The organism is Chitinophaga sp. 10T418 (assembly GCF_056394125.1).
This window is the reverse complement of the sequence record NZ_JBFTHG010000004.1, coordinates 537,058-551,434: the sequence shown is the minus strand read 5'-3', so window position 1 is coordinate 551,434 and position 14,377 is coordinate 537,058. Positions and strand designations below refer to the sequence as shown.

At 45.7% G+C, this 14,377-nt stretch carries 9 protein-coding genes; 4 read left to right on the top strand and 5 right to left on the bottom strand.

Annotated features, from left to right (window positions below):
• The first annotated feature begins 20 nt into the window (after nt 1-20).
• Both AC1DCV_RS14460 and AC1DCV_RS14455 read left to right on the top strand, forming a co-directional pair.
• Nucleotides 21-1,352 carry a Gfo/Idh/MocA family protein gene (locus tag AC1DCV_RS14460; protein WP_477023794.1) on the top strand — a complete coding sequence of 444 codons (1,332 nt, stop codon included), beginning with the start codon at nt 21-23 and terminating at the stop codon, nt 1,350-1,352.
• 108 nt (nt 1,353-1,460) lie between these two features.
• Nucleotides 1,461-2,753, top strand: coding sequence for a D-alanyl-D-alanine carboxypeptidase/D-alanyl-D-alanine-endopeptidase (locus AC1DCV_RS14455; protein WP_477023793.1), 1,293 nt, complete (start codon nt 1,461-1,463; stop codon nt 2,751-2,753).
• Here AC1DCV_RS14455 and AC1DCV_RS14450 read toward each other — a convergent pair.
• Together AC1DCV_RS14450 and AC1DCV_RS14445 are read right to left on the bottom strand one after the other, a co-directional pair.
• Nucleotides 2,750-3,406 carry a hypothetical protein gene (locus AC1DCV_RS14450; protein WP_477023792.1) on the bottom strand — a complete coding sequence of 219 codons (657 nt, stop codon included), beginning with the start codon at nt 3,404-3,406 and terminating at the stop codon, nt 2,750-2,752. The genes AC1DCV_RS14455 and AC1DCV_RS14450 overlap by 4 nt on opposite strands.
• A 137-nt stretch (nt 3,407-3,543) precedes the next feature.
• Nucleotides 3,544-4,932, bottom strand: a complete 1,389-nt coding sequence (locus AC1DCV_RS14445; RefSeq protein WP_477023791.1) for a hypothetical protein — start codon at nt 4,930-4,932, stop codon at nt 3,544-3,546.
• Nucleotides 4,933-5,493: 561 nt separating this feature from the next.
• Between AC1DCV_RS14445 and AC1DCV_RS14440 the strand changes: the two genes are divergently transcribed.
• Both AC1DCV_RS14440 and AC1DCV_RS14435 read left to right on the top strand, forming a co-directional pair.
• Nucleotides 5,494-8,562, top strand: a complete 3,069-nt coding sequence (locus AC1DCV_RS14440; protein ID WP_477023790.1) for a SusC/RagA family TonB-linked outer membrane protein — start codon at nt 5,494-5,496, stop codon at nt 8,560-8,562.
• 10 nt (nt 8,563-8,572) lie between these two features.
• Nucleotides 8,573-10,330 (top strand): RagB/SusD family nutrient uptake outer membrane protein, encoded by a 1,758-nt coding sequence (locus tag AC1DCV_RS14435; protein WP_477023789.1) that lies wholly within the window; start codon nt 8,573-8,575, stop codon nt 10,328-10,330.
• An 85-nt stretch (nt 10,331-10,415) separates the two neighbouring features.
• On the opposite strand, the gene AC1DCV_RS14430 is transcribed toward AC1DCV_RS14435, so the two are convergent.
• The 3 genes from AC1DCV_RS14430 to AC1DCV_RS14420 are packed head-to-tail and all read right to left on the bottom strand — an operon-like array spanning nt 10,416 to nt 14,371.
• The gene (locus tag AC1DCV_RS14430; RefSeq protein ID WP_477023788.1) at nt 10,416-11,870 is read right to left on the bottom strand and encodes a Gfo/Idh/MocA family protein; all 1,455 of its coding nucleotides are present in this window, start codon (nt 11,868-11,870) and stop codon (nt 10,416-10,418) included.
• Between the two features lie 48 nt (nt 11,871-11,918).
• A complete protein-coding gene (locus AC1DCV_RS14425; RefSeq protein ID WP_477023787.1) occupies nt 11,919-12,614 on the bottom strand; it encodes a gluconate 2-dehydrogenase subunit 3 family protein in 696 nt (231 codons plus the stop codon).
• A 17-nt stretch (nt 12,615-12,631) separates the two neighbouring features.
• The gene (locus AC1DCV_RS14420) at nt 12,632-14,371 is read right to left on the bottom strand and encodes a GMC family oxidoreductase (protein ID WP_441578103.1); all 1,740 of its coding nucleotides are present in this window, start codon (nt 14,369-14,371) and stop codon (nt 12,632-12,634) included.
• Nucleotides 14,372-14,377: the final 6 nt, after the last annotated feature.

Below are 14,377 nucleotides of genomic sequence, written 5' to 3'. Positions count from 1 at the left end.
TCTAAAAATCTTATTCATTTATGGACAACGAAAAGAAATTTCACGGTGAAGGCCGCCGCGAATTCGTTAAGCAAACATCCTTGCTTGCGGGTGGTTTGCTGGCGATGCCTATCTTATCTAAAGCAAACTTTTTCTCCGGATCTTCCGACGTCATCAAAATCGCGTTGATCGGTTGTGGTGGTCGTGGCACCGGCGCTGCTACACAAGCCCTGAGCACTAAAGAAAACGTGCAACTGGTGGCAATGGCAGACGCATTCCCCGACAGACTGAGCGACAGCTACTCCAATATTAAAGAAGCGTTAGGCGATAAAGCCAGCCGGGTAAATGTTCCGGAAGGCAACAAATTCATTGGCTTTGACGCATACAAGCAAGCCATTGCGCTCGCTGACGTGGTGATACTGGCAACCCCTCCGGGTTTCAGGCCTATTCATTTTGAAGAAGCCATCCGCCAGGGTAAACATGTGTTTATGGAAAAGCCGGTAGCAACAGATCCGGCAGGGATTAAAAAAGTGCTGGAAGCTGCTGCAGTGGCCAAAACAAAAAAACTGAACGTAGTAGTAGGTTTACAACGCCGCTACCAGAATTCCTACCGCGAACTGTACAAACGCTATAAAGATGGTATCATCGGTGATATGGTGTCTGCACAGGTTTGGTGGAATCAGGGCGCACTGTGGGTAAAACCACGTAAACCTGAATATACCGAGATGGAATATCAAATGCGCAACTGGTACTATTTCAACTGGCTGTGTGGCGATCATATCGTAGAACAACATATCCACAATATTGACGTAGGTAACTGGTTTATGGGTGATACGCCTGCAACTGCAGGAGGAATGGGGGGCCGTGCTGTGCGTACCGGCAAAGAGTACGGTGAAATTTATGATCACCACTACGTAGAGTACCGCTACGCCAACGGCGTGGTCATGAACAGTCAGTGCCGCCACTGGAAAGATGCACCAAGTAAAGTGGATGAAGAAATTGTGGGCACCAAAGGCCGCATCTTCTGCGATAAAGCGCAGATCGTGGATCACAAAGGAAAAGTCCTGTACCAGTTTGATAAGAAAAAGGAAAATAACCCTTATCAGACAGAACACGATGAACTCTTTGCAGCCATTGCCAAAGGAGAATACAAATTTGCAGATGCGGAAAGAGGCGCTCAAACAACCCTTTCTGCTATCATAGGCCGTCTGGCAACTTATTCTGGTCAGGTAATCGACTGGAACGTGGCCCTGAACTCAGGTCTGGATCTGCATCCTAAAACATATTCATTTGATGCACAACCGCCGGTAATGCCGGACGCATCTGGTAATTATGCTTATGCGAAACCAGGTATTACCAAATATTTTACCTGATAAAAAGTAAGAAGTTAACATAGCGGATCAGGGATTTGCGGAGAGATTTGTCAACAGATCTTTTCACAAATCCCTGATTTCGTACAGTACAATTCGTAATTTCCTGCTATGAAAAGAACTCTCCTTGTAATGACCGCGCTGTTTTCATTAGCGTCTGCTACCGCACAGGTAGCGGCTATTAAAAAATGGGCAGAGTCGGAATTGTTACACAGAGCACCTATGGAACAGGCCCACGTGGGCATCTGTATTTATGAACCGACCACCGGTAAATACTGGTATCAGTACCAGGACAATAAATTTTTTACCCCCGCTTCCAACATGAAGATCTTCTCCCTCTACGCAGGGATGAAGTTGTTAGGTGACTCATTGCCCGCCGCCCGCTATTATGAAAACGATACTGCATTATTTGTGAAAGGAATGGGTGACCCCTCCTTTCTACATCCGGAGTACACCTACCAGCCCCTTTTGCAGCTGCTGCAACAAACGACTAAAAAGATTTACCTGGTACCAGGTGTGAATACTAACCTGCGCTACGGTTCGGGCTGGGCCTGGAATGACTACGCAGATGATTATCAGCCGGAACTAAATGAATTTCCCATGTACGGAAATGTGGCGCGCATCCGCCACCACGGGGATACCAGCAGCATTGTACCTGCTACCTATGATCTGGATATTACCGCAGATGATACGCTTAGTGAAACGATCACCACCAGAGAGGAACGTAATAATTTCTTCTTCCTGAAATATAACCCGAAAGATAAAGGGCTCACAGCAGCCGAAGTACCTTTTATTACCGGCTCCATACAGGATTTGCGGCAGCGGTTGGAAGACACGCTACATAAGCGTATAGGACTAACAGTTATACCGCCCAAAGCAAGGTTCCGCATATTGAACAGTATTCCGGCCGATTCCCTGTTTATCCCTATGATGCACCGCAGTGATAACTTCTTTGCGGAACAAACACTGATGATGGCATCGTCTCGTCTATGGGATACCATCAGCAGTGATCGTATGATGGAATACCTGCTATCTCATGACCTGAAAGTAATGCCACAACCACCGCAATGGCAGGACGGATCTGGTCTTTCCAGGTATAACTTATTTACGCCCCGGGATTTTGTTTCTGTACTCACTCTCATGCAGCAGGAGTTTCCAAAGGAAAGACTATGGGAGATATTCCCCACCGGAGGGAAAGGTACGCTGAAGAACTATTATCAACAGCCGGTTGTACACGCGAAAACGGGTACATTAAACGGGGTGGTAGCGCTGAGCGGCTACCTGGTAACAAAGAAAAATAAACAACTGGTATTTAGTGTGCTGGTAAATAATCATCACGAATCCGCCACCAGTGTAAGAAGGGCAGTAGAACGTCTGCTCACCATGGTGTGGAAAGATTATTAAGGCTGTAATGTATAGGAAAGAATGGTGGTGGTATCGTGTAACTGGTCTGCTTCTATTAAGCCAATACCCCTACCATAGTAACTGGTGGAGATAGTACCCACAGCAACAGGATTGTTGAGTACCAGTGCGAAAGCATCCATTCTTACGGCAATCACTTGTGCATAATCTTTACCGTTCACCGTTTTGGTCACATCTTTTTGGGTAACTGTAAACTCGAGGATACCGGAAGTACTGGCCCCGCCATTGCTAACAGTGATCGTGTCCCGCCAGGTAGTGCCTGCTGCTACATTGTCTTTCAGATAAGTCAGGCGCAGATCATCCGCACTATACCCCTGAAAGGTAAGAATGCTGGCTACCTGTGTATAAATACCGTCCTTACAGTTAGAGCAGGTGAATACGCTGTCGTTTCCCACTATTTTATACACATTGCCATTAATGGTCGTATCTCCGGAAACGGTGAAGGTATATTTAATGGTGTCTTTAGCGCTGTTAACGTTCATGTAGGAAAAGGAGGAGTGGTTGGTATAAGGGGCGTAGTCGCAGGTGCTGGTAGGAGGAGGTGTGCCATCACCTTCCCGGCTCATTTCCTTACTGCAGGAAAACAGCAGGGTAACTGCTGCAAGAATAGCTATGAGAAAGTAACGGTTTTCCATAACACTATATGCTTTGATATTCCTATAACGCTGATAAGTATAAATTTATGCAAAAAAAGCCATTAGCTTTATGCTAATGGCTTTATAATAATATCTGTTACCTGTTATAGCCTGATTCTGATATGGAAGGAGTTATTTTATTCGCCACAAGCGACCAGGTCTTTTACATAAGTATTTGTTGATACCGGCATGTTGATAACAGACGTTTTATTGGCATCAGCATCTATTGCCTTGATATTAGCAGTGGTATTGTCAGCGTTACAACGGATAATGCCGATCGCATATTTACCGTCTGTTACCTGGTAACGGTAATCCACACCATCTATATTTATATACACTGCGCCATTCTTTACAGGAGTGTTAGTACAGGAAGTAACTGCACCGCTGAAATGAATGTATTGAGCAGCCGGTATGTTTAACCTCAGCATACCAAGACTGGTGCTGTCAGCAAAGGGGCCGATAATACGGGAGTCAACCGCTACATTGCATCTTCCTGCCACCTTCAGTGTCAGTGTTTCTCCTTTCACAATATGTCCGCTGAATACGCCATTTTCATTAGTATGCCCCGCAGAATAACGGCCGCTGTTTCCTTTGATATGTAATGATACATTAGATAAAGGAGTGCCATCTGCATCCTGCAGTACCACCCGGAAATTCACTGTTGAAAAAGGAGCAGCAGGGCTCCAGGTAGACAAGTACTTTATAGTACCCGTATAGCTATCGCCGGTTTTGGTGGCACTGCCCGTTTCCCTCCATACGCGGGAACTGTCTTCGAAGTGCCAGAGAGGTACGGTTGCAGGCGCCAGGCTTTGCAGGCTGGCAGGAATCGTCATTTTAAAGGATACAGATTTGCTGGTATCCAGGTGGAGTTTTGCTCCGGCTTCACTCTGCAGTTCCAGGGCCATCATGCCAAATGACTGCAGCCCCATAAGTACATTACTTTTAGTGATAGCCCGCAGATCACCCGGCATAATATCCGTAAAGTCAGCCTTTTCCGGGTTAATGGGCGCATACATCAGGGATACTTTGCCGGAATAGGGTTTGTTATCCGCACCTAATACCTGCTGTGCGACAAATGTGAATTGTGCATTGGAAACAGTAATGGTACCACCGGTAGCGGCATCAAAAACACCCAGTACCTTTTTGGGCAGCAATTGAATCTGAACATATTGCAGCTTATCGGGAGCGGCTATACGAAAGGTACGGACACCATTGAAGTACCCTGTTTTTTCTGCAGTAACTACCGCAGCTACTTCATTCACCGTTACTTTAGGAAACAGGAAGCTGCCACTGGCATCTGTGGTAGCGGTGGCGGTTCCGCATTTTACGGTGGCTCCGGTTACCGGCTTATTGGTTTCATCTAATATAATACCCTGCACAGCACTACTCACTTGTTTATCGGAGATGGGTGATTTTTCAGGATTGGTCACATTAGGATCCGGGAAATTAATATTGGTAGTACTCTTGTTGCAGGCCATGAATATGCATACAGTCAGCATAAACAACCAGCACTTTTGCTTGAACATAGGTGTCTGAATATTTGAAATTTTGATAAAATACGTGTTTGTACCGTCCACAGGTGGTTGGTTGCCAGGAAGTACATGCCCTGCAGCAACAGTGCGTATAGCCCTTGCCGAAAGATGACAGTTCCATTGTAGATATTTATTGGCTGAGGATAACCATAAAGCCTTCTTATTCATACGTATACCCTAAACGGGCAGGGTGGAGTAAAAGTTACTTTCAACCTATTGGGATTGTTGAAATGCTAATAATTCTTTTTTAAGCCAACGAATTTTAAAGATAATTGTAAAAAGTACATTTATTTTTAGAAAATAATTAATGCTTTTAGAGATAACTTACAAAGACATGATTTCCCGTTTGATCGATATTATAAACCCTTAACAAACAAAAAAAGATTTCACTTGTAACGCGATAAGCCCTTGAGGGGCCTGGAAAACCAAACTAGTGAACTAACGTAGCAAACCAAAATTTGAACATCCTAAATCACGCATGATATGATTAACGCTTTAGTTTAACAGAAAACTAAGTAGCAAACCAAAATTTCATCATCCTAAATCACTTGTAGCATGAATCCACGTTATGCAAAGGCTATGCTATTGCTATGCCTGTTTGCAACCACCTCTCGCGCTGTTACCGCGCGTACGCCTATACCAAGTGTATGGCAACAAGGTAATCCCGGTGTAAAGGGTAAAGTAAAAGACATCAATGGTAACCCTTTACCAGGCGTCACGGTATTGTTGAAAGACACAAAAAAAGGCGCCACTACCGATGAAAAAGGAAACTTTATACTGAACGATGTAAAAAAAGATGGGATACTTGTATTCCAGTATATCGGTTTTGATCCACAGGAAGTAAAGGTGGAAGGAAAAGCTATTGTCAACGTGGTATTAAAAGAAAGCCAGAAAACACTGGACGAGTATGTAGTAGTTGGTTATGGTACACAAAAGAAAGTAACCAAAACCGGTGCAGTATCTTCTGTGAAAGGAGCGGAGCTGCAGCAGTCGCCCAACGTTAACATCTCCAACTCACTGGTAGGGCGCATTCCAGGTATTATTGCCGTGAACAACAGTGGAGAACCGGGATACGATGGTTCCCGGATTTTTATCCGCGGTCGCAGTACACTGGGCAACAGTAATCCACTGGTGGTGATCGATGGTTTCCCGCGTGATGGCTTTGAACGCATGAATCCCAACGACATTGAAAGTGTATCTATTCTGAAAGATGCGGCTGCTGCGATTTATGGTTCGCGTGCAGCAAATGGCGTTATCCTGGTTACCACCAAGCGGGGTAAAGGAGGAAAACCTACACTGAGCTATGGTTTTAACCAATCATTTGTTACGCCCACCAGACTGCCGGAAATGGCGGATGCACCTACCTATGCAAAGGTGGTAAACGAAATTTTAAAGTATGGCGGGGATGCCCCGAAGTACTCAAATGAACAAATCAAAAAATTTGGAGATGGCTCCGATCCATGGTTGTATCCTAATACCAACTGGTATGATGCCGCCATCAAGAAATACTCTTTGCAAAACAGGCATGACCTGTCGCTCAGTGGGGGCACAGAGAAAATGTCGTATTACGTTTCCCTCGGATCATTATTCCAGGATGGTATTTATAAGAACAGCGCGACTAATTATAAACAACAGAACGTACGGGCCAACCTCGATGCTGTTGTAAACGATTATATCCGTTTGCGCTTCGATCTGGCCGGCCGCCTGGAAAACAGGAACTTCCCTCCGCGCAGTGCCGGATCTATTTTCCGCTCACTGATGCGTGGTCGCCCCACTGAAAATGCCATCTGGCCCAACGGACTGCCAGGACCAGATATTGAGTACGGCGACAACCCTGTAGTGACGGGTACTAACGCAATAGGATACACTAATGATAAAAACTATGTGATCAATACCAACATGTCGGCGGTAGTGAATATTCCATGGGTAGAAGGCTTGTTCGTGGATGGTAGCTTTGCATATGACCAGAATTTTGATTTCTATAAATCATATATCAAACCATGGACATTATATACCCTGGCGGATGTGAATGATCCTACACATAAACTGAACGCAGGCTCCAGAGGGGTGAGCGCACCAGAGCTATCGGAGCAATATGGTACCCTGCGACAAACTACGGTGAACGTCAAACTGAACTATGTACGATCCTTTGGTAAGCATAATTTAAGCAGTTTCATTGCATTTGAACAGGCCACTTTAAGAAACGATAACTTCTCTGCTAACCGCAAATACTTTATCAGCGATAAACTGGATCAACTGAGTTTAGGCGGTGATAAAGAGAAGAATAATAGTGGCAGTGGCTTCGAATATGCCCGCCGCAACTACTTCGGTCGTATCTCCTATAATTATAAGGAAACATACCTCTTCGATTATAATATGCGATATGATGGCTCGCAGAATTTCCCTGAAGGCCGCCGCATGGGCCTGTTCCCGGGAGCTTCTGCCGGTTGGGTATTGTCTAACGAAAACTTCTGGAAGAAAAGCATCCACACACTAGACTACTTTAAATTACGTGCTTCCTGGGGACAAATGGGTAATGACCAGATCGACCCTTTCCAATACCTGAGCACTTATGGCTTTAGTAGCGGAGGCGTGATGTTGGGTGGAGATCTTAATAAAGGACTTTATCAGTTGCGTTCTCCTAATGAAGCCATTACCTGGGAAGTTGCCAACAACTATGACTTTGGGATAGAAGCCAAAATACTGGGAGATAAGCTGGCCTTCGAAGGAGATTACTTTATGACCAAAAGATCTAACATCCTGGTTAGCCGTAGCCTGTCCATGCCCGGCTATACCGGTATGACGCTGCCACAGGAAAACATTGCCAAGGTGGAAAACAAAGGATTTGAAATGGTCCTGAGTCATAAGAACGACATCAAAAAGTTCCACTATGAAATTATCGGAACAGTTACACATGCACAAAACAAAGTGCTGTATTTCGATGAAACCCCCAATCTGCCGGCATATCAACAGGCTACAGGTAAACAGATAGGATCTGCGTTGTATTATAAAGCCATTGGTATTTATAAAACAGCAGAAGATGTAAAAAACAGTATTCACTTAGATGGTGCCAGAGCGGGTGATGTGATTTTTGAAGATGTTAATAACGATAAGGTAATTGACGACCTGGATCGTGTTCGCATGGACCGCACGGAAAACCCCACCTGGATCTTTGGTTTAACCATGACCGCTAAATTCAAAAATTTCGATTTCACGATGTTGTGGCAGGGGGCTACCGGTGCCAGTCAGTACCTGCGTACAGAATCCGGGCTAATAGGCAATTTCCCGATGGCGTATGTAAAAGATCGTTGGACAGAAGACAATCCTAATGGCTCCTGGCCAAGAGCGTATGACCGTGACCGTGAGTACTGGGTAAATCGCCCTAATACTTTCTGGTTCTGGAACACCAACTATCTACGTTTGAAAACACTGGATCTTGGATATAATATTCCTGCCAATGTTTGCAAACGGATAGGGTTGCAAAACCTTCGGGTATATGTAAGTGGCCAGAACCTGCTGACGATTGACAAAGTGAAAATATTTGATCCGGAAGCTCCCAGCGGCAGTGGACAATTCTATCCGCAAACCAAAATTTACAACGTGGGATTAAACGTAACCTTTTAATTAACGAGCCATGAAAAAAGTAAAAATCATCAAATATATAGTAGGAGCCTTTTTGTTATGTGCAGCCACTACCGGGTGTAATAAGGACTTCCTCGAAAAGAAACCACTCAATGAATACGAAGAAGGAGATGTATGGAAAGATGTAGGTCTGGTGCAGGCATTTGTAAATGACCTGTATGTGCAGATGCGGCCCGGTTTTAATGAAGTAATGCTTTCTTCTATGACGGACGAAAGCCGCTTTATCCATGATTATAATACTTCCCGGGTAGTACAGGGAAATGCTTCTGCAGATGATCCGGGTGCACTCGGTGACTTTGCCAGATGGGATGCGCACTATAAAGCTATCCGTAACTGTAATATGTTCCTGGAAAAAGTAGCATCTGTACCATTCACGGATGAAAGCCAGCGTACACGGATGACCGGAGAGGTACATTTCATGCGCGCATGGTATTATCACCTGTTGGTAAGGTATTATGGTGGCGTGCCATTGATCACTAAAACATTCAAAATAAAGGGAGATGAACAAGAAATTCTCAGTATTAAAAGAGCCACCTTTGATGAATGCATTAAGTTTATTGTAGCAGAATGTGATCTGGCGGCAAAGCAATTACCCAAATCTTACGAAGCCGTTTCCAGCAAAGGAAGAGTAACGGTAGGTGCCGCGCTGGCGCTTAAAGCGAGAATGTTACTTTTCGCAGCCAGTGATCTGTTTGATCAAAAATATGCACCGAATGAGTTAATGGGTTATGCATCAGGAAATCAAACTGCGAGGTATAAATTAGCGATGGATGCAGCAGACAGCGTTATGAAGATGAACATGTACAGTCTTTATAAGCCGACCAGTGACCCGGTAGAAAACTACACCCGCGTATTCCTGGACAAGGATAATCCTGAACTGATTTTTATTAAGCAGTATGATAAAGCTCTGCTGGGCACTTCTCATGATTTGTACAATGGTCCCAACGGTTACCATAACTGGGGCGGAAATGTGCCCATTGAAAATTTTGTATCAGGTTACCAGATGAAGGATGGTTCTGCATTTTCATGGAGCAATGTTGCGMAGGCAAAAGCTCCATACGAAAACCGCGATCCCCGTTTTTACGCTACCATTCTTTATGATGGCGCTAAATGGAAACCCCGTCCTTCAGATGGGGCTAAAACCGATCCGATCGGCGTGATACAAACCGGTAAATATGAAGCGGCAAATGGAACAGACAGTGTTTGGGGGCTGGATACCCGCAACAGTACTATCGAAAACTGGAATGGCACTTACTCGGGCTACTACATGCGTAAGTTCATGGATAAAAACCTGGATGCTCAATTCTTTCGTGGTGACCAGTCCTGGATCTTTTTCCGTTATGCGGAAATTTTGCTGAATTATGCAGAAGCGGCCTACGGTTCCGGTAATGAACCATTTGCGCGCGACGCCGTAAATCAGGTGCGGTTACGCGCCGGTATGCCTGCTACCACTGCATCTGGTGCCGCATTGCTGGCGGTGATAAAGTATGAAAGACGCTATGAACTGTCTTTTGAGGAACACCGGTTCTTCGATGCCCGCAGATGGAGAGATGCAGAAACTGCGTTTAACGAAAATGCAAAAGGTATTGAAGTACTGGGTTCAAAGATTGCGGGACATCCTTTCGTATACCGGCCGTTTAGCATCCAGGATCGCAAGTTTGTAAAAGCGAAGAATTATTTGCTGCCCATTCCTGCTAATGAAATCAGGAAAAACAGCAACCTGTTGCAACAGGCAGACTATACAAAATAACACACCTTTTATAAAAGAAAATGCAGCGGAGATCTCCGCTGCATTTTTCTAAAAGCTCTTAGCCATTGGCTAAGAGCTAAATAAACTATACACCTAATGACCAGCCATCGCGGTAATTACGTTTTACGAACTGGTTAGCCTCATCGAAGTTGGTAATCTTCATGTTATTACCATCCCACAACAGTTTGATATAACGGCCCGGATAATCAAATCCTTTACCATTGGATTTTTGTTTGCGGATATCAAAACTACGTATCGCAAGGTTTGCCATCAGAATACTTTCTGTCAGTGGCCCAGCAATGTCGAATGGTGAGCTCAGTGATTTCTGCTGCTTGCTGCCATAACCGGCAATAGCAGCATTCACCCACTGTACATAGTGCCCTTCGGGTACACGTGCAATGGTTTGCGGTACAGATGCGCCATCTGTGCGGTTAGTAGGTAACAATTTAGGATACATACCATAAGTGCCACACATCATTTTACCTTTATCACCGATAAACAAGGCGCCATTACCACCATCGCCCATTACTTCGTTAGGTCCCAGTTCTTCCGGACGCTCGGGCTGGATACCGCCATCCATCCAGTGAAGGGTCACTTCCTTGCCGTTTTTACCCGGGAATTTCATGATTACATGAGAAGAAGGAGGGCAGCTTTCAGGGAAGTAGCCACGTGTAAATTCTCCTACGTATACACTACCAACGCTACACTCTACTGAAGTAGGATAACCCAGTCCCAGTACACGGAAAGGAGGTTCAATGATATGGCAACCCATGTCGCCGATAGCGCCGGTACCATAATCCCACCAGCCCCGCCAGTTGAACGGCACCAGGTTATCCACATAGTCTTTTTTAGGAGCCGTACCTAACCACAGATCCCAGTTCAGTTCTTTAGGAACATCCTGGCGGGTGGTTGGCCAGGGAACGCCCTGTGGCCATACGGGACGATCTGTCCAGCAGTAGATAGTGTGTACATCACCAACAAGACCGGCATTGTACCACTCCATCAGCTGACGAACACCATCACCGGAAGAGCCCTGGTTACCCATCTGGCTTACTACCTTGTATTTGTTGGCACCCTGCGTAAGCATACGTGCTTCGTAGATGTCGTGTGTTAATGGCTTTTGAACATATACATCTTTCTTCAGCTGCATCGCACCCATGGCAGCCACTGCGTGTGTGTGGTCTGGTGTGGATACAGAAACCGCATCGAAGTTTTTGTATTCCTTGTCAAACATTTCCCTGAAATCAGTATAGAATTTGGCCTTAGGGAATTTCTTTACTGCTTCCGCGGCACGACGGGCGTCAACATCACACAGGAAAGTAATATCTGCCGGACCTTTGGCAAATTCAGAAATATCGCTGAAGCCTTTACCGCCAACACCGATACCTGCTACGCGCAGGCGATCGCTTGGCGCTACATAGCCCCGGCCTAATACATGACGTGGAACTATCATGAAACCGGCGGCTGCAAGCGCACCGTTTCTCAGGAATGATCTGCGGGAGACACTGTTTTCCCCCTCATTCTTTTTTTCTGGAATCATTGATGATAAGTTTTCTGGATTTAAATTATGAAATAGCAATTTTGGTCATTAGTCCCAGGTCATCAGCTTACCTCTGTCCTCAATTTTGAGGCAGGTCGCCAATGTCTTTTCATCATAGGCATAACCATATTGCTTCAATACATCCGCAGGTACCCCGTCCCATTCGTTGGGGGTATTGCCAATGTAGTTCAGGTCTTTGATACCTATTTTACTGGTGAAAAATCCTGTAGCAGTCAGGTTGCGCATCCGGTTAAAAAAGGCAACGCCCTGGCTATTTTCAGGACTCGCTTTTTCCGGATAAGCGATCAGGTCAACGATTTCTATACGTTGTTGTTCACTGCAACCGGCAAAAGATTTATTATATCGTTTGGCACATTGCACATCCAGCCAGCGTAAACCACCCCGCATGGGCAGCTGGTGTTCCGGCATATCTTTTACAATAAAAGCAATGAATTCAGGCACTTTCGCATCAGAAGCGCTGCCGGAATGTTCATCTGCCGGAATGATAATATCCGCCAGAATAGTGATGGTTTTCATTTCTTCCGGAGTGAAGAAACTCTCTTCCATCAATGCTTTATCCCGTTTTACTTCTTCTGGCGTGCGGCCATAGCCGGGCGTTTTGGCAACTTCTTCTCCCTTCTTATCACCGGTTCCTTTTTTATCTTCACAACCAGTGGCTGATAAGATGGTACCTACTGATAATGTGCCTAATGCAATGGCCCTAAGTGATTCTCTTCTATCCATGAAAAAAACTTAAATGATTAGAGATTCTGTTTTTTCAATTGATCTACAATATACTCAGATGCCCGCATAGACAGGGCCAGTATGGTCCAGGTAGGATTTTTATCTGCCTGCGATACAAATGCACCACCATCTACAACGAAGAGATTTTTCACTTCGTGCGCCTGGTTAAATTTATTCAGTACGGATTTGGTCGGATCATCGCCCATACGGGTAGTACCTACTTCATGAATAATACGGCCAGGATTTTCCAGTCCGTATTTGGTATCAGCCCCTGGTTTAGTACCGGTAGCAATACCACCCATTTCATGAATGATCTGCTCAAAAGTATCCTGCATGTGTCTGGCCTGTTTGATTTCATGATCACTCCAGGTGTAATGGAAACGGAGTACCGGTATACCAAACTTATCTACCACCGTAGGATCTATCTCGCAGTAATTATCTTCCCGTGCAATACATTCGCCCCTGCCGGCAAAGCCGATGTGGGCGCCGTAAAACCGGCGGTAATCATCTTTCAGCGAAGCACCATAGCCACCGGCCGCTTTTATTTTACCATCGCGGCCTGGTTGTTTGCCATTCAGGTGTTCCATACCAAAACCATAACCATAGGATGGCATATGCATACCACCTCCGAATTCAATATGGTAGCCACGGGCAAAATCCAGCTTTTTATTGTCTTCCCACCACGGCACATACATGTGCATGCCGCCTACACCATCTTCATTATAACGTTTACGGTCCATCAGTTGCGGCAAAAAGCCTCCCCTGGAAGAACCGGTAGAATCATGTAAATATTTACCTACCACACCACTGGAATTCGCCAGCCCGTTGGGATGTTTGGCAGATTTTGAATTGAGCAGCAAACGGGCAGATTCGCAGGCGCTGGCAGCTAATACCACTACTTTGGCATTTACAGAATATTCCTGCAGGTCTGTTTTATCCACATAGGCTACGCCGGTGGCTTTGCCGCTGCCGTCTGTGAGCACTTCCCGCACCATGGCATTGGTATACAGGTCTACATGCCCGCTTTTCATGGCCGGCTTCACCAGTACAGAAGAAGCAGAGAAGTCACCGTACACAGTACAACCACGGTTACACTGACTGCAATAGAAGCAGGGGCTGCGATCTTTATTAACAGAACGGGTCAGAATAGATAAGCGCGCCGGGATAACGGGGATGCCTAAACGATCACCTGCTTTTTTCACCATCAGCTCATGAAGCCGGGGTTTGGGAGGAGGTAGAAAGAAGCCATCAGGCTCATTGGGCATGTTTTCTTTGGATCCGAATACACCAATCATCTTATCTACCCGGTCGTAATAAGGCGCCACATCATCATAGCTGAGGGGCCAGTCGTCACCAAGGCCATCATAGCTTTTGTGTTTGAAGTCACGTGGTCCGAAGCGGAGTGAAATGCGGCCCCAGTGGTTAGTTCGGCCCCCTAACATACGGGAGCGGAACCAGTCGAATTCGGTGCCATCTTTTTTCGTGTAAGGTTCACCGTTAATTTCCCATCCTCCGTACGATGCGTCAAAGTCGCCGAACGGGCGGGTGGTACTGGCACCTCTTCTGGGAGAGTCATATGACCATTTTAATTGAGTGGCCTGCTCCGGGTCGGCGGGGTCGTACTTTGGACCTGCTTCCAGTAATGCTACTTTCAGGCCTGCATCAGACAGCATCTTTGCCGCCATACCGCCTCCGGCACCGGAACCAACAATACAAACGTCATAAACCTTCCCCTGTTTTTTGATTTCGAAAGCCATTTGCGT

Coding starts and splice junctions, on each gene's coding strand:
- AC1DCV_RS14430 (WP_477023788.1), bottom strand. CDS start 11,870: ATGATTCCAGAAAAAAAGAATGAGGGGGAAAACAGTGTCTCCCGCAGA.
- AC1DCV_RS14440 (WP_477023790.1), top strand. CDS start 5,494: ATGAATCCACGTTATGCAAAGGCTATGCTATTGCTATGCCTGTTTGCA.
- AC1DCV_RS14460 (WP_477023794.1), top strand. CDS start 21: ATGGACAACGAAAAGAAATTTCACGGTGAAGGCCGCCGCGAATTCGTT.
- AC1DCV_RS14455 (WP_477023793.1), top strand. CDS start 1,461: ATGAAAAGAACTCTCCTTGTAATGACCGCGCTGTTTTCATTAGCGTCT.
- AC1DCV_RS14420 (WP_441578103.1), bottom strand. CDS start 14,371: ATGGCTTTCGAAATCAAAAAACAGGGGAAGGTTTATGACGTTTGTATT.
- AC1DCV_RS14445 (WP_477023791.1), bottom strand. CDS start 4,932: ATGTTCAAGCAAAAGTGCTGGTTGTTTATGCTGACTGTATGCATATTC.
- AC1DCV_RS14425 (WP_477023787.1), bottom strand. CDS start 12,614: ATGGATAGAAGAGAATCACTTAGGGCCATTGCATTAGGCACATTATCA.
- AC1DCV_RS14450 (WP_477023792.1), bottom strand. CDS start 3,406: ATGGAAAACCGTTACTTTCTCATAGCTATTCTTGCAGCAGTTACCCTG.